The sequence below is a fragment of the Enterococcus sp. DIV1421a genome (assembly GCF_051711025.1).
Lineage (GTDB): Bacteria > Bacillota > Bacilli > Lactobacillales > Enterococcaceae > Enterococcus_B > Enterococcus_B hirae.
In genome coordinates, this window is sequence record NZ_JBIOLU010000001.1 from 132,005 (window position 1) to 147,339 (window position 15,335).

17 protein-coding genes and 1 pseudogene are annotated in these 15,335 nt (G+C 36.1%); 13 read left to right on the forward strand and 5 right to left on the reverse strand.

Annotation, left to right across the window (positions count from 1 at the left end; genetic code table 11):
• The first annotated feature begins 32 nt into the window (after window positions 1–32).
• The 3 genes from IGK21_RS00640 to IGK21_RS00650 all read left to right on the forward strand — a co-directional run bounded on the left by IGK21_RS00640 (window position 33) and on the right by IGK21_RS00650 (window position 1,956).
• Window positions 33–602 carry a GNAT family N-acetyltransferase gene (locus tag IGK21_RS00640; RefSeq protein WP_010720398.1) on the forward strand — a complete coding sequence of 190 codons (570 nt, stop codon included), beginning with the start codon at window positions 33–35 and terminating at the stop codon, window positions 600–602.
• A 72-nt stretch (window positions 603–674) separates the two neighbouring features.
• On the forward strand, window positions 675–1,031 hold the full coding sequence (locus IGK21_RS00645; protein WP_010736822.1) for an iron-sulfur cluster biosynthesis family protein: 357 nt from the start codon (window positions 675–677) through the stop codon (window positions 1,029–1,031).
• A 25-nt stretch (window positions 1,032–1,056) separates the two neighbouring features.
• On the forward strand, window positions 1,057–1,956 hold the full coding sequence (locus tag IGK21_RS00650; protein WP_034698666.1) for a metallophosphoesterase: 900 nt from the start codon (window positions 1,057–1,059) through the stop codon (window positions 1,954–1,956).
• A gap of 158 nt (window positions 1,957–2,114) precedes the next feature.
• On the opposite strand, the gene IGK21_RS00655 is transcribed toward IGK21_RS00650, so the two are convergent.
• The gene (locus IGK21_RS00655) at window positions 2,115–3,251 is read right to left on the reverse strand and encodes a hypothetical protein (RefSeq protein ID WP_051641763.1); all 1,137 of its coding nucleotides are present in this window, start codon (window positions 3,249–3,251) and stop codon (window positions 2,115–2,117) included.
• A gap of 153 nt (window positions 3,252–3,404) precedes the next feature.
• Window positions 3,405–4,139 carry an MIP/aquaporin family protein gene (locus IGK21_RS00660; protein WP_010720393.1) on the reverse strand — a complete coding sequence of 245 codons (735 nt, stop codon included), beginning with the start codon at window positions 4,137–4,139 and terminating at the stop codon, window positions 3,405–3,407.
• Window positions 4,140–4,453: 314 nt separating this feature from the next.
• Between IGK21_RS00660 and IGK21_RS00665 the strand changes: the two genes are divergently transcribed.
• The 7 genes from IGK21_RS00665 (at window position 4,454) to IGK21_RS00695 (ending at window position 9,847) form a co-directional block, all read left to right on the forward strand.
• A complete protein-coding gene (locus IGK21_RS00665; protein WP_010720392.1) occupies window positions 4,454–4,870 on the forward strand; it encodes a CidA/LrgA family protein in 417 nt (138 codons plus the stop codon).
• Complete coding sequence (locus IGK21_RS00670; protein ID WP_010720391.1) at window positions 4,863–5,564, forward strand: LrgB family protein; 702 nt, start codon at window positions 4,863–4,865, stop codon at window positions 5,562–5,564. The genes IGK21_RS00665 and IGK21_RS00670 overlap by 8 nt, the downstream gene beginning before the upstream one ends.
• Before the next feature lie 63 nt (window positions 5,565–5,627).
• Window positions 5,628–7,163, forward strand: coding sequence for a helix-turn-helix domain-containing protein (locus tag IGK21_RS00675; RefSeq protein ID WP_010720390.1), 1,536 nt, complete (start codon window positions 5,628–5,630; stop codon window positions 7,161–7,163).
• Window positions 7,153–7,374 carry a DUF2829 domain-containing protein gene (locus tag IGK21_RS00680; protein WP_010720389.1) on the forward strand — a complete coding sequence of 74 codons (222 nt, stop codon included), beginning with the start codon at window positions 7,153–7,155 and terminating at the stop codon, window positions 7,372–7,374. The genes IGK21_RS00675 and IGK21_RS00680 overlap by 11 nt, the downstream gene beginning before the upstream one ends.
• On the forward strand, window positions 7,371–8,132 hold the full coding sequence (locus tag IGK21_RS00685) for a 3-oxoacyl-ACP reductase (protein WP_181914752.1): 762 nt from the start codon (window positions 7,371–7,373) through the stop codon (window positions 8,130–8,132). Before IGK21_RS00680 ends, IGK21_RS00685 begins: the two co-directional genes overlap by 4 nt.
• A 192-nt stretch (window positions 8,133–8,324) precedes the next feature.
• On the forward strand, window positions 8,325–8,834 hold the full coding sequence (locus tag IGK21_RS00690) for a QueT transporter family protein (protein ID WP_181914753.1): 510 nt from the start codon (window positions 8,325–8,327) through the stop codon (window positions 8,832–8,834).
• Window positions 8,835–9,238: 404 nt separating this feature from the next.
• Window positions 9,239–9,847, forward strand: coding sequence for a hypothetical protein (locus tag IGK21_RS00695; RefSeq protein WP_141639396.1), 609 nt, complete (start codon window positions 9,239–9,241; stop codon window positions 9,845–9,847).
• Window positions 9,848–10,595: 748 nt separating this feature from the next.
• Here the strand turns inward: IGK21_RS00695 and IGK21_RS00700 are convergent.
• The 3 genes and pseudogenes from IGK21_RS00700 to rpsD all read right to left on the reverse strand — a co-directional run.
• Window positions 10,596–10,748 (reverse strand): annotated as a pseudogene (locus tag IGK21_RS00700) (transposase); the annotation flags it as partial.
• Between the two features lie 246 nt (window positions 10,749–10,994).
• On the reverse strand, window positions 10,995–11,543 hold the full coding sequence (locus IGK21_RS00705; RefSeq protein ID WP_010736828.1) for a biotin transporter BioY: 549 nt from the start codon (window positions 11,541–11,543) through the stop codon (window positions 10,995–10,997).
• A gap of 324 nt (window positions 11,544–11,867) precedes the next feature.
• Window positions 11,868–12,479, reverse strand: a complete 612-nt coding sequence (rpsD, locus tag IGK21_RS00710) for a 30S ribosomal protein S4 (protein WP_010720384.1) — start codon at window positions 12,477–12,479, stop codon at window positions 11,868–11,870.
• Window positions 12,480–12,926: 447 nt separating this feature from the next.
• On the opposite strand from rpsD, the gene IGK21_RS00715 reads away from it, so the two are divergent.
• The 3 genes from IGK21_RS00715 to IGK21_RS00725 all read left to right on the forward strand — a co-directional run bounded on the left by IGK21_RS00715 (window position 12,927) and on the right by IGK21_RS00725 (window position 15,322).
• Window positions 12,927–13,562, forward strand: coding sequence for a DNA alkylation repair protein (locus IGK21_RS00715; protein WP_034698678.1), 636 nt, complete (start codon window positions 12,927–12,929; stop codon window positions 13,560–13,562).
• 21 nt (window positions 13,563–13,583) lie between these two features.
• Window positions 13,584–14,357 carry a Cof-type HAD-IIB family hydrolase gene (locus IGK21_RS00720; RefSeq protein WP_010720382.1) on the forward strand — a complete coding sequence of 258 codons (774 nt, stop codon included), beginning with the start codon at window positions 13,584–13,586 and terminating at the stop codon, window positions 14,355–14,357.
• A gap of 167 nt (window positions 14,358–14,524) precedes the next feature.
• Window positions 14,525–15,322, forward strand: a complete 798-nt coding sequence (locus IGK21_RS00725; RefSeq protein ID WP_010720381.1) for a TIGR00282 family metallophosphoesterase — start codon at window positions 14,525–14,527, stop codon at window positions 15,320–15,322.
• The last annotated feature ends 13 nt before the right edge of the window (window positions 15,323–15,335 follow it).

The following is a 15,335-nucleotide window of genomic DNA, read 5'->3' on the forward strand; positions in this document are numbered from 1 at the left end:
AGAAAACGAAAAAGCAAAAGGTGAGGATAGCGATGGAACAATTGATCAATCGAAATTTGGTTTTTGCGCAACATCAACGTATTGAAACAGAGCGCTTGATTTTACGCCCCGTTACATTAAATGATGCAAAAGACATGTATGACTATGCTCATGATGAAGAAACGACACGGTTTGTATTTCCAACACATCAATCCGTTGAAGATACGAAAAACAGCATCGCTAATTATTTTATGTCAGCACCTTTAGGGAAGTACGGTATTGAATTAAAAGAAAATCAACAATTCATCGGGACAATTGATTTAAGAGTACAAGAAAATGAAGATAACGCAGAGATCGGATATGCACTGAATAAGAACTATTGGGGAAGAGGATTTGTTCCAGAAGCGAGTCAAGCATTGATAAAATTAGGATTTGAAGAGTTAAACTTGGTCCGAATCTTTGCTTATCACGATGCAGAAAACCCTAAGTCGGGGCGTGTAATGGAAAAACTTGGGATGAAAAAAGAAGGAATCATCCCTGATGCAAGGCGTTTCAAAGGAAAAATCGTTTCAGTTGTCTTGCGAGGATTGACACGACAAGAATGGCAAGCAGGTAGAAGTTGATAAAGGTGTAGCATAAACAAGTTAGTTGCATCTGAGTTGTAAAATCATTAAGCTAAGTTTGAGGTGATAAGAATGGAATTATTACTAACAGATGAAGCAAAAGAAAAATTATTAGCACAACAAAATGAAGATGAACAGTTATTACTTGATATTGAAGACGGAGATGGTCCTTTTGCCGACAGTCGAGTAACTTGTCAGATTGATACATCCTTTCGTTTGATTCTCGTAAAGAAAGAGACAACAAAAGATTTGAGTTTATACTCTGTCAAAGTAGAAACAGCTGTTGGACCAATCTACATCAAAAAAAGTGCATTGATGTATCTAGATGATCCGACGACAATTGCAGTTGAACCGACTTATAAGAGTTTACAGTTAAAAGGCCCCAGTGGATTACTAAAAGGTAATCTTCAAATCATACATCACGAGTAGAAAATAGGAGACAGAAGGTAAGCGTATGGGAAACTTGGCAATTATCAGCGATTTACATGTAGATATCAATCAGTTTAGTGAACAAGAATGGCTGATTTTGTGGAAGGTTCTCACAGACAAAGGGATCACACGGCTTCACTTAGCAGGAGATGTGGCGAATAAAGTCGATCTTTGCCAAGCAGTTGTTGAATTTTTTGCCAAAAAAGGAATTCCTACAACGTTCAACTTTGGGAACCATGAATTGGCAGATGTTGAGGGAGAAGAAATGATGAATCATTTCCCGGATTCTCACTTTTTAAATGAACGATATCTGGCGTTGAATAAGCAGACAGTCCTACTTGGGATGAATGGTTGGTATGATTATCAATTCTCAGAATTAAAAGAAAATAAACAAATTCTGCGCATGAAGAACCTTTACTGGTATGATCGTTTTATTAAACGAGAGGGAAGTGACATTGAAGTCAACGCTCGAGTTCTGATAGCAATGAAAAAGTTACTAGACCAGTTAGAAGCAAAAAAACTGGACGTTATTTTAGCGACACATTTTGTTCCTAAAAAAGACTTTATTGTCTATCAAAACGCTCCATACGAACGCTGGAACAACTTAAATGCTTTTTTAGGTTCAGCTTCTTTTGGACAACTATTAGATCAATACGATAATATCAAACAGGTTGTTTTTGGACATACCCATCGTCGTTTTGAAGATAAAATCATTCATGGTACCCGCTATAGTTGCCGTCCTTTTGGCTATTATTATGAATGGCAATTGACGAGGGAGTTTGTACGAAAAAATCACTTGATCGATAGTTATCATCCCATGAAGTTACGCACGCTATTACGAAAACACGACCCAGAGTTTAATCGCTACCGCAATGAACATTTGTACGAAGAGTTTGCAAAAGCCATGACGACCATTTCTTATTAGAAGGGTTGTCATGGCTTTTTATTCCATTGTCAACGAGTAATATCATTTTTTGAAAATAGGGTTAGAACGGTCACGGTCTAACTATTTATTGCGGAGCTAGGCACTCGTTTATTTTTTCTTGTTGAGCACAATCGGATTATTGATTCACATTATCCCCTTTAGCGAATGAACTCATCTTTTGGCGTCCTTTTTTCGGTTCTTAGTCCGTTAGCTATCCTATTTTTTTCGTCAGTTATTTTTTCAAAAATATTGATCATATTTTTGGTATTGCCAGCTTTTGGATACTTACCCATTTTCGGATCTGCTATAATTGCTTTGTTTAACTGTATTGGTTTCTCTACTTTTGAAAGGTTACTAGAAGGCGTTTCTTTGAAGATTTCTTGAATTTCTGGATGATCGGCAAATATTTTTTTGTATATTTCATGTATTCTTTTTTTTTCTGTCGTTGTTAAAGGCGAATGTTCATCATTCGCTCGTTTTCTCAATTTGTAAATTTCAAAGAAATAATCAGGAAGAGGAGATTTTATGTATTTTGATTTGATCACAGTTAAAAAACGTTTTTGCATCTCCAAAGTGGACTCGGGAACATCACTCCATTTTAATTTTTTTTTACCTTGTGAAGCAAGAAGGTCATGGCGGCAATGTAAGAGCGCAGTTTTTGCAGTAGCTTCTATTTCTTTGACCACACAATTTCCTTCTTTTTGTTCATGCATCGTATAGTCTAGTGACGAAAAGCTGTTAGAAGAGGAATGGTCAATAATTCTGTACAGAATATCATAACAAGTTTCGAGTTTAGGATGATCTCTCTGTGCAAACAATTCTTTACAAAGGGGAGCCATTTTCTCCGAAGGAATTTTAACCATATTTACAGATGAGTTTGACAGGTGCTTCCTTTTATCCACTAGAATAATTCTATAGTTTTTCGTTTCTTTGTAGATGAGTGCTCCGGAAACATGACCACTTTTTTTATTTTTCTTTATACTATAAGATAAGGGTAAAAGAATAAAATCTCGAGGATCATTTGAAATCATCCGCTTTAAAGTATGAAAAAGTTGTGTGTGACGAGTAAAAGAATAGAAATCCTTGCTTCGGTTGAGTGACTGAATCATTTTTAATTTGTCTTGCTTACGTACAAAAAATTCTTGTTCATCTTGTTGGATCATTTTAATATAAATAGAAAATAAAAGTGGGTAATTCACTTTATCATCTTCCGGAGACCATCTATTATTTTTCTTTAATGATAAAGAAAGAGCAAATATATCAAGATGTCGTTGAAGCTCTGTTTCGTAAGGCATAGGAGTTCCTCCATTTATAAAATAAATAGTAAAGTCTGCAATTTATTTTGCGTTCTTTGCATAGTATGACATAGGTTAAAAGAGGACAGAAATCAATTTTTTCTCCAAATAAAAAAACTTGGAATCGAAGTGATTCCAAGTTTTTTTGATAAATTAAGCCATAAATAAGAATTTGTATAAGAAGACAGCAACGATACCAGCACAAATCGGTGCAACAACAGGTACCCATGCATAACCCCATTGTGATGAACCTTTATGTTTTAATGGTAACAATGCGTGGACTAAACGTGGTGCGAAGTCACGTGCTGGGTTCAAACCAGGTCCAGTAGGTCCGCCGAGAGAAGCAACTAACGTCCATACTAAGAAACCAAGAGCTAAGTGTGCTGTACCAAGATTGTCTTGGAAGAAAGGTGCTTTAGTAATTCCTAGTGCACCAAAGAATAAAACAAATGATCCAAAGAATTCATTAACAAAACCATTGAATTTAGAACCAACACTGTTGATTGTTGAGAAAGTACCTAATACATGGTTTACATCGTCTGTTTGATCATAATAAGGTTTGTAGCAAGCTACAACGATCAATTGTCCAATTGCGGCACCAATCAATTGAGCAGCAATATAAGGTAATACTTCAGCCCATGGGAATAAACCATTTGAGGCAAGAGCAATTGTGAACGCTGGGTTAATATGATTTCCACTGATACCACCAAAAATCATTGCTGGCATCATTACACCACAGCCATAACCTACAGCGATCAACATCCAGTCACTTCCATAACCTTTTGTTCCTTTTAAATCTACGTTTGCTACAGCACCATTCCCAAGAATGATTAATAAAGCTGTACCGATCATTTCCGCCACAAGACGGGTCATAAGTGAATAATCCATATATACCTCCAAAATTTATAAAAATGCAAAAAAAAAGAAACAACAACACAATAGGTGTAGTGCTTCGCATCCGACGTTTTTATTGGTCATAAATAAGTGCAGATAAAAAAATGATTTCTATGTATAAAAGAAATCTGACCAACTTCCAAAACAACGTATGGAACTTTCCCACAAAACACCAACCTTAATTATAAATATACCAAAAAAAAACGATTATATTTTTCAAATATTGTACTTTAGAAACAGCACAATTTGAAAATTTCAGAAAAATATTGTTAGTAAAATGAAAGCTAACAATAAGGAGTGTTTCATAGATGAAATTTTTTCAAGAATTTTTTATTATCCTCTTTTTCTCAGTTTTAGGTGAAGGAACTCGTGTATTGTTCCATTTACCAATTCCTGGAAGTATCCTAGGTATCTTATTTTTGTTCCTAGCTTTTGAGATGCGACTAGTAAAGCCTGAGCATTTAGGAGGAACAGGTGATTTTTTATTAAATAATTTAACGATTTTATTCGTCCCGGCAGGGGTAGGTTTACTTGACTATTTTGGTGATATTGCGACAATTTGGCCTATTTTATTAGGTGCGGTAGTGATCTGTTCGATCGTAACGATGGTCGTAGCAGGCAAAACGGCAGAAGTAGTAGAAAAAATGTTACAATCTGTTCAATTGAAACAAACAAGTAGCCAAAAGTTGCAGAAAATCAAAAGGAAGGAGCAACAAATTGACTGAATTTATTCGTAACCCATTATTTGGATTAAGCTTAACGTTAGGTGTCTACGTATTATCAGATAAATTTTTACGCAAGTATAAATTGCCAATTATCAATCCGTTGGTATTGTCTATTTTAGTGATCATTCTTTTTCTTCATTTTTCTGGAATCAGTTACCAGGATTATAATGTGGGTGGGAATTTTTTGACCATGATGATTACGCCAGCAACAGTTGCATTAGCTATTCCCTTATATAAAAATTTTCATTTGTTAAAAGAAAATTTTTTCCCAGTCATTGCGGCAATCTTAGCGGGGATCGTAGCTAATTGCTTAGTCAGTGTGGGTATTGGCTATTTATTTACATTAAAAAAAGCGATGGTCATTTCTCTGCTACCTAAATCAGTGACAACAGCGATATCTGTTGATCTTTCTCATACGATGGGAGGAATCAATGCGGTCACGCTTGCAATTGTTGTTTCTACTGGTATCTTTGGGTCGTTGATCGCTACTCATATCTTTCGTCTTTTTAAGATCAGCAGTCCGATTGCTAAGGGGGTTGCTTTAGGAAGTACCTCTCATGCGATTGGTACAGCAAAGGCAATCGAATTGGGTGAGATCGAAGGGATTATTTCAGGCTTAGCCATTGGCGTCAATGGCATGCTGACCGTCTTTTTATTACCATTATTATTTCAGTTTTTTACTAACCTGTTTTGATGTTGTTTCCCAGGATTTATGCTACAATGAAAAAAACGTTCTAGCATAAAGGAGTGGTAAAAGTTGTATTTGTCATCTGAATATTTAAAACGATTTGATAAAGACCTTTATTATAAAATTCTCCTGCTGGAAAGTTTCGAGGATCATCAGTGGCACACGATTGCTGAACTGGCACAAACAGTCCAATTAGATGCAAGAAGTGTCGCTAAGTACTTAAACGAATTAACAAAAAATTACCATCAGTTCAACGAGAGCTCTCAAACATTGTTTATGAAAACCCCTCGTTCTGGCTATTCCTTTTATGATACGCTTGATTCTATCGAACATGAGCGTTTTTTGATTTTTCTCGTGCAAAGTACGCTGAAATACCAGCTATTGCACGATATTTTTTTTGAAGAGTTTCATACGATCTATCAATTTGCTCAAAAACAATATATCAGCGAATCAACTGCGCGTCGAAAGATCAACGAGTGGAGAGAACAATTAAAAAATTACGGGATTTATTTACAACGTGGGACTTATGTGGTGCAAGGAGAAGAAGAAATCATCCGGCTTTACCTTCACATGACGTTTTGGCAGTTGTTTCGTGGGAAAATTTGGCCTTTTGTAACGATTTCACAATTAGATGTGAAAAAAATTGCTGAACAAATCATGGCTTTTTTCAATGTTCACCTTAATGAGATCAAAAAAAGAAGACTAGAGTATATGTTAGGAGCTTTCTTCTTGCGTAAATCTCAGAAGCATTACGTATCGTTAAACGAACGAAAGCGACAACTGATTACTGATAATCCTATGTTTCAAAAATTTTGTCATTGGATGCAACCAGTGTTTCCTAACTATTTTCAAAATGAAGAAGAATTAGGTGCGTTATTTTTAGTTTTGATGACACGAGAAGAGTACTATACGGATGAAGACATCCGAGAAGAAATGTTTGCTTTCCATCGAAGGAGACAAACACCACCCTACCATGCACTTTATGAAGCAAAAGAAGCATTAGCTCTCTATCAAGTGGAACAAGGATTGTCAGAAGAACCCTTAACAAAAGAAGCTGAAACCTATCTTTTTAGTAGTCATTTATTTGCCTATCTTTTTCCAGAAGCTAAGGAAACCATTGATGGGAACGATAGTGACTTTATAAATCATTTGATGATCGAAAATAGTGAAATTATCCAGTGGCTCGATTTGTTTTTTGAGACCGAGCAAAAAGTGGATCAGCTAGCATTTCAAAATACGTCTTTTTTGATGGGGCGGTATTTAACGGTTTTAAAGACAATGGGTGCATTTACACCAAAGTTACCGCAGATCACGATTCTTTTGATGACAGATTTCCCTCTGTTTGAAGAGCAGTTGTTAATAGAAGACTTACATCGTTTTTTTCGAAATGTTTATTGTTTGAAATTTTTACCAACAGATTATCGGGGACGAGAAGTTGATTTATTACTTTCAACGAGCAAAGTGCATCGTAAGCCATGGTCTGATTTAGAATACTTTATCGTGACTGGAGAGTTACAGTTAAACGATTATATCCAATTGTACCAAAAATTTGTGTTGATCCAAGACCGAAAAGACAAAGAAAGGAACGAAATAAATGACATTTGAAGAAATTTTACCAGCATTAAAAAAAGGGAATAAAGTAATTCGAAAAGGTTGGAGTGGTTTTGAATTGTATGTCGTTCTTGTTTCAGGAGAAGAATTTGACGGTTGTCCCGTTACCCCTTACTTTTTAATCAAAACAAGTGACGAAGGATTTTCCAGTTTTGCGCCTACAGTCTGTGACATTTTAGCTGAAGATTGGATCATTGTGGAATGAAAAATAGATACAGTGATCTAACAGAGAAAGTTGTTTTTGTCACTGGAGCAGCTTCAGGTATCGGACAGGCACAAGCTAAAGCCTTTTTAGAACAAGGTTCGCGGGTGTTTGGTTTTGATCAGCAATTAGGCCGAATGGACGATCTATCCCAGCAATTTTCTGAAACCTTTGCTTATTTTTTAGGTGATATCACGAATCATTCTTTGTTAAAAAAGGCGGTTGAACAGTGTCACGAAACGTTTGGAAAAGTTGCGATCTTGCTGAATACAGCAGGAATTTTAGATGAGTACCAGCCATTGTTGGAAACAGATGAAGCTTTATGGGATCGAGTGTTTGCTGTTAATGTCAAGAGTATGTTTCAGCTAACGCACTTGATCCTTCCAGATATGCTTGAGGAAGAAAAGGGGATAATCATCAATATGGCATCAATTGCTGGCTTTGTCGGTGGTGGGGGCGGGATTGCCTATACCAGCGCAAAGCATGCAATTGTTGGCTTTACGAAGCAATTAGCATTAGATTATGCTTCTAAAGGTATTTGTATCAAAGGAATTGCACCAGGCGCGATTCAAACACCTATGAATGCAGCTGATTTTGCAGGAAATGGTGAGATGGCAGAATGGGTGGCGAATAAAACACCTGTTAAACGGTGGGCGCAACCAGAGGAAGTTGCTGAATTAACGTTGTTCTTGGCGACCCCTCAAGCAAGCTATATCCAAGGGACGATCATTCCAATCGACGGTGGTTGGTTATTAAAATGATTTTGTCTTTTTTATTGTTTTCAGATAAGCTATGATTAGCGAATTTATTCGCACTACGGCACTTCAGTTGGAAGTCAATTCCCATCCTTTGGTCGTAGTTATTACCAAGAGTTGAGAGAGACGAGATCTTTTGTGGCATTTTTGACCACAAGGATGATCGATTGTATCACGACCTTGTAAAGGAGAAAGAATATGGATCAAAAGAAAATTCGTTCTACTAATCGTTTTACCACAGCAGAAATTGCTCGAATGGCACTTGTAACAGGCTTATATGTGGCAGTTACATTCGTGTTGTCAGTTATCAGTTTTGGTGCCATTCAAATACGTCTTTCCGAAATGTTCAATTATTTGTCGCTCTATAATAAAAAGTATATTTTGGCTATCACGCTAGGTGTGGCTCTAGCCAATCTTTCCTCACCACTGGGATGGATTGATGTCGTAGTTGGTAGTATCAGCACCTTACTCGTCTTATTGATCAACTATGAGATAACGAAACGAGTGAAAAACATGAAAATAAAAATGGCGATTACAGCTTTGATCTTTGCATTTTCTATGTTTACAGTTGCTGGGCAATTAAAGCTATTCTATCAATTACCGTTTTTCTTCACTTGGGGAACCGTTGCTTTGGGCGTGCTAGCTTCCATGCTAGTGGGAGGAGTCATCATTTATTGGATCGGTAAAAAAGTGGATCTAAAAAAATAAGCGATGAGTTAGCTAAGATTTAAAAAATAGAAGATAAAAAAGCTTACGATTGAAAGCTTTCAGATTATAGACAAACCTTATGTAAAAATGAGGTTTGTCTTTTTTATAGGTCTATTTTCAAAAACAAAAGAAAAAGTGGTCTGTTTTTCTTTAGAAAAACACTCCTTCTATAAAACAAAGAATTTAAATGAGGTTTGTTATTTTTACAGAAATTTAATTTATATTAATATTATTGTGTAGCTTTTTTGGTGTTGTAAAAAAATATTTTATCATTTCTAAAATGTTATTATAATGACACCGTTTTATCATCATTCTTTTTGGATAATATAATGTATGAATTCCCATTAGGGGTTATCATTGTATTGTAAACGCTTGCAATACAATAAATGAATGGAGCAGAACAAATGAAAAAAGAAATTGGTAGGTCCTCTAAAAGTATTTATGCTTTATTTTTCGCAATTCTTTTATGTTTAGGTATATTTTCTCCCACGGCATCAATAGTAGTAGCAGCTGATGAAATTGCTGTGCCAGAAGCAACTTCAATAGAAGTGGTGAAAAATGCGAAATGGGTCGCATTAGAACAGGAACTAGCTACACCTCAATATCAAGTAGCTTCGAAGGCCAATCCTGAAAGCACGGCACAATATATACTTAACAAATATGAGGGAGCAGAAGCCTTCGCTGCTGGGTTAGGTCAACGTATACAAAATGGTGGCTGGAATGTATATTATAATACAGCTTCGGGCAAACAAACTGCTCGTACCGCTTATAATGGTATGTATGTTGCTGCTGCAGGAACCGGTAGCCTTGCTACGGCTTTAGCTAAATTTAGTACTTCTGCTGGATCAGTAGTTATTGGAGCTGCAGCTCTTTTAGCAGGTATAGCAATGGGTAAGCTTACCCTTTACTCAAAAGATTGCAGAGATAAAATTGACAACCATGGAAATACCGGTACTGCTCGGATTACACTTACTGAATCAAGATGGTCTTCTAAATATGATAACCGTTGGTAAATTGATCATTTAAACTAAAATACAATCTCTGTTAAATTTATTGATATAATAAATGAGTATAGAGATTGTATTTAGTACATGAGGAGGTGGGAGATGAAATCCCTGGGTTTTCTAAGAATTTGTCAATTTATTCTCTTAGCTCTAAGTCTTTTTTTAGCTATGAAACACCATGCATCATTCGCTTTGTTTCTATGGGCACTATCTAGTGTACTGAGTTTCACTATCCCCCAAAAATATCGATCCCTTTTTCGGTCACCTTACAAAGGATTATTCTTTCCAGTATGGATTGAAAATATTATGGAGTTAGTAATAACAATAGGTGTACTGCTATTGATGAGCTTTCTTTCATGATATAGAAATAAATACGTTGATTTGGAAATATAGTTGCCGCTTGGTAAGGGGCAACAATTATTTAGTTACTACAAAGAATGCTTAAACGTCTCTAATTTTATGTTGGAGGCGTTTTTTTCTGGCGATAGATCCTTCCAAAATTTAAAGTAGTGATCTGTTAGTTCAATGCTACTGATAGTATCCTAATGTACATGGTGTTCACGAATCAACTGTATAGCAACGTATTAAGAATTAAGAATCAGAAATTTTTACAAAATATAATTTATATCAGATTGAAGACAAACCTTATGTAAAAATAAGGTTTGTCTTTTTTATAGGTCTATTTTCAAAAACAAAAGAAAAATTTGTCTTCTTTTCTTTAGAAAAATACTCTTTTTTCGCTTGATATTTTTTGATTTAGCTTTTTCATATTTAGACAAGCAAAAGTAAGCCCGATTTTCATGTGTATTTTTACAATTCCTATTTGATTGGTATAACGTAATCCATGAAATTCTTTTGTGGTGCTGAATATTCGTTCAATCGTTTCTTCTCTTTTTTTATAGAGATCTTTAAACTTACTTTGTTTTGAAAGCATAGGGTACAGCTCCAATTTATCGTTCTGTTTTAACGTATAAAAAAGACAAAACACTATAAATAAGCACTTTGTCTATAGTCTGAAAGCTTACGATTGTAAGCTTTTTTTATTTATCAACAATTCAAGGAATTTAGGTAATGTCACAATCAGTTTGAATCAGTGACGATTTTATTTTAAAAAATTTTTCGTAAAGGAATACAACGTAGTAGTTGTTTTGTCTAGTTATTTATCCATACTAAACAACTGAAGTCGAGACAAACGTTTTTTTAGAAACAGACCTACCGAAGCGGCAGCAATCGATTTGATTGCTTCAGGGATTATAAAAGGAAGAAATCCACTTAAAAATGCAGTGTGAAGAGAAAGACTGCTACTGATCATTAACCAAAGCATGCCACAGCATAATGCGGCTGCTGAACCAACTAAGTTTGCGGATATTGTCAGAGGATAGCGAGAACCGACTTTCTCCATGATAAATCCAATTAGCCAAGACTGGAGGATAAAACCAACTAGATAGCCACCGGTAGGACCGAATAATACACCAATCCCTCCAGACATCCCCGAGAAAACAGGTAACCCAATAAGACCTAATAAAAGATAGATCAAGACGGAGACAGTTCCTGTTCTCTTACCAAGGAAAGTAGCAGTTAAACCAATGGCAAAAGTCTGTCCAGTCAAAGGAATTAGACCTAGAGGGAAAGTGAATTGTGAAAGAACGGCAATGATCGCTGCAAATTCTGCAGCAAGAATGAGTTCTTTGAGTGATTTTGTCATAAGTTCTCCTTTGTTAACCATTTTTATTTTCTGAGTTAACGAAATTGTATAAGAAAAATTATTTTTTGTAAAGTATATTTTTTAAATAAACGAAGTATTCCTTCAAAATATTAGTCTATCTTCCTTTGAGGATAGGTTATATGTTCAGTTAAACATTGTTTCATTTTGAACTTTTTGGCAAGTCTCAACATATGATTCTAGGAGAGTTACACGGGCGAATCAAATTCAAATAAAGAAGAGAGCTAGAAAAGAGAGAGGGAAATCTACATAAAAAAAGCCCAACTATCGAATAGATAGTGGGCTTGTAAGCCAAAGCTTTGAAAATTATAGGCTTTGGTTGTAGTATTCAACGACAAGAGCTTCGTCGATTTCTGGATATAGTTCGTCACGTTCTGGTAAACGAGTTAATGAACCTTCCAATTTTTCAGCATCGAAGCTTACGAATGCTGGACGACCAACAGTTGCTTCAACAGCTTCTTTGATTGTTGTCATGTTTTGTGATTTTTCACGAACTGAGATCACTTGACCAACTTCAACGTGGTATGAAGGGATATCAACGCGTTTGCCATCAACCATCACATGACCATGGTTAACTAATTGGCGAGCTTGACGACGAGTAGTTGCAAGACCTAGACGATAAACAACATTGTCTAAACGTTGTTCTAGTAAGATCATGAAGTTAACCCCGTGTTTACCTTCTTTGATTTTGCTAGCTTTAACGAACAAGTTACGGAATTGACGTTCGTTCATTCCGTACATGTGACGTAGTTTTTGTTTTTCAGTTAATTGCATACCGTATTCTGATTGTTTGCCACGGCTGTTTGGTCCATGTTGACCTGGAGCGTAAGGGCGACGTGCTAATTCTTTTCCTGTGCCTGATAATGAAATACCTAGACGACGAGAAATTTTCCATGATGGTCCTGTATAACGAGACATTAAAATTTCCTCCAATAAAATAAATTTAGTTTTTGGAGTAAAATAATCCGATAAAAAATTCATAATCGTGTAGTCCATTCTTCAATCTTCACCTTTGCAGCCGCGGTTACGCAATTGAACCCGAATCGGGGCAATGAACTAGGGACGAAATTATTATTTTTCCGCTGCATTATTTTACACAAAGTCCAGTATAAGGGAAACAAGGTGAAACTGTCAAGTACGTTTCTCTTTAAAAACGCTTTACAAACCTTGTTTCACTCTATAAAATAAGAGGGTATCTTTTAAAAGCATGAAAAATAAACGTACCAATCTTAAAAAGAAATAAATGAAGGATCATGCTTGTGTAAGCACAGCCTATTTTCAACCTACAGAGCCACTAAAAGGTAGTGACAGTGATTTTTCAGCTGTCACCTAAGATACGGGCTTGATTTTTCAAGGAGGACTGTCTTGGAACTTTTAGTTTTTCAAAAAAATGAAGAAAAAGCACATCCAATGGAAATGTATATGAGAAATCAGTTCTCATTTGCAGGTGTGCCCAAACCAGAACGTTGGAAATTGCAACAAACACTTTTGCGTGAAAGCAAAGTGCTTGATGTTCCAGAACTTTTTTTCCTTGTTTTCTATTATTATGAAAAAACAGAACGGGAGTATCAGTACCTGGCGATTGATTTGATTCAACAAAACATCAAACGTTTATCATTGGATGAGTTGGTCGAATTGTCTGTATTGGTACCGGAAAAAGCATGGTGGGATACGATTGATGCTTGGCGGAAAGTTTATGCTACATGGTGTAAACTTCATATGGAACAATTAGAGACGGTTTCTCTTTTGTTTGAAAAAAAAGAAGATTTTTGGCTTCGGCGAATAGCAATTACGTTACAGTTAGGATTTAAAGAAGCTACCAATCAGCTGTTGTTGGATCGAGTGATTACTGAAGATCGCTTCTCAAAGGAATTTTTTATTCAAAAGGCGATTGGGTGGGCATTGCGCGATTATAGCAAGACAAATGTTTCTTGGGTAAAAGAACAATTGACAAAAGAATGGTCTGCTTTGACAAGAAGAGAAGCAAGCAAGTATTTATAAGAAAGTGAGTCGACTAAAAAAATGAAACGTAAATTATTTGCTTTTGATATTGATGGGACGCTACTGGACACAAATAAACAAGCATTAGACAGCACAAGAGAAGCCTTGGATAAGTTACGTAAAGCAGGACATTTGGTAACGATTGCTACTGGGCGTAGTCGTTTCCATGCGCAAGAGGTTATCCGAGATCTAGCATTTACAAATTATATCTTATGTAATGGCGCTGCTGGATTTTTAGATCATGAACAAGTTTATAAAAATTTGCTTGACCGTGAACAATTAGACAATTTTGTCAAAGAAGCACAAGATAAAAATATCGATACTGCTTTTGTGAGTCTAGATAATATCAAACGTTATTCTTCCAATCATGTGGGAATGATGGAAGAGGCAATGCATTCTTTTGGTGCTGTTTTACCTGAACTGGATCAGTACTTTGTGGAAGAACAAGATATCTATCAAGCTTTAGCATTTTTTGATCAGAATTACGATCATCATTTTTCTAGTTACGATAAGATTCGATTTGTTCGTTGGCATGAAAAAAGTGTGGATGTTGTTCCACATGACGGTTCAAAAGCAGCCACGATTTTACACCTAGCAGAACAAGTCGGAATTGCGCAAGAAGATATCATTAGTTTCGGTGATGGCCAAAATGACCGGGAGATGCTGCGTATGTCAGGCATTGGTGTTGCAATGGGAAATGCAGTTCCAGAGGTACAAGCAGAAGCGAAGTTGGTTACTGATACAAATGATGAAGATGGAATTTGGAAAGCATTGAAGCAACTTTCCATGATTTAAATAAACAAGTATAATCTAGGATAGTAAAAAGAACTAGTTGGAGACTGACTTCAGCTAGTTTTTTAGTAGTTTCAGATGAGGGTTACGCAGAGGATTTTTCTGCCCTTTTCTTTCTACAAAAAAACAACTATAATATAGAATGATGTTAAAAGAGAAGAGGAAAACGTGTGCGGGTTTTATTTATTGGTGATGTAGTAGGTTCAATGGGAAGAGATATGATTACAACCTATCTTCCTCGTTTAAAAAAGAAATATCAACCACAGGTCACAATCGTAAATGGAGAAAATGCAGCTTCTGGAAGAGGAATAACTGAAAAAATTTATAAAAAGTTTTTACAAGACGGTGTAGATGTTGTCACGATGGGCAATCATACTTGGGACAACCGAGATATTTTTGAATTTATCGATCAAGCAAAAAAAATCGTTCGTCCAGCAAACTTTCCTGAAGGAACGCCAGGTCAAGGAATGGTATTCGTGAAAGTCAATCAAGTAGAACTAGCTGTAATCAACATGCAAGCACGTTCTTTTATGGTCGACTTAGATGATCCGTTCCGCAAGATGGATCGCTTGATCGCCGAAGCAAAAAAAAGAACGCCAATCATTTTCGTTGATTTTCATGGAGAAACGACAAGTGAGAAACAAGCCATGGGATGGTTCTTAGATGGAAAAGTCTCAGCAGTCATTGGGACCCATACGCATGTACAAACCAATGATGCTCGGATTCTACCGCAGGGAACTGCCTATTTAACTGATGTAGGTATGACAGGTCCTTATGACGGAATTTTAGGTATGCGCCGAGAACCAGTTATCGAAAAATTTTTAACAGCTTTGCCGAAACGTTTTGAAGTCGTTGAACGAGGACGAGGTATTTTGAGTGGCTGTTTACTGGAATTTGACGATGCAACTGGTAAAGCGAAAACCATCCAATTAATCCAGATCAACGAGGACCGTCCATTTTTAGAATAGAAAGTGAGACATC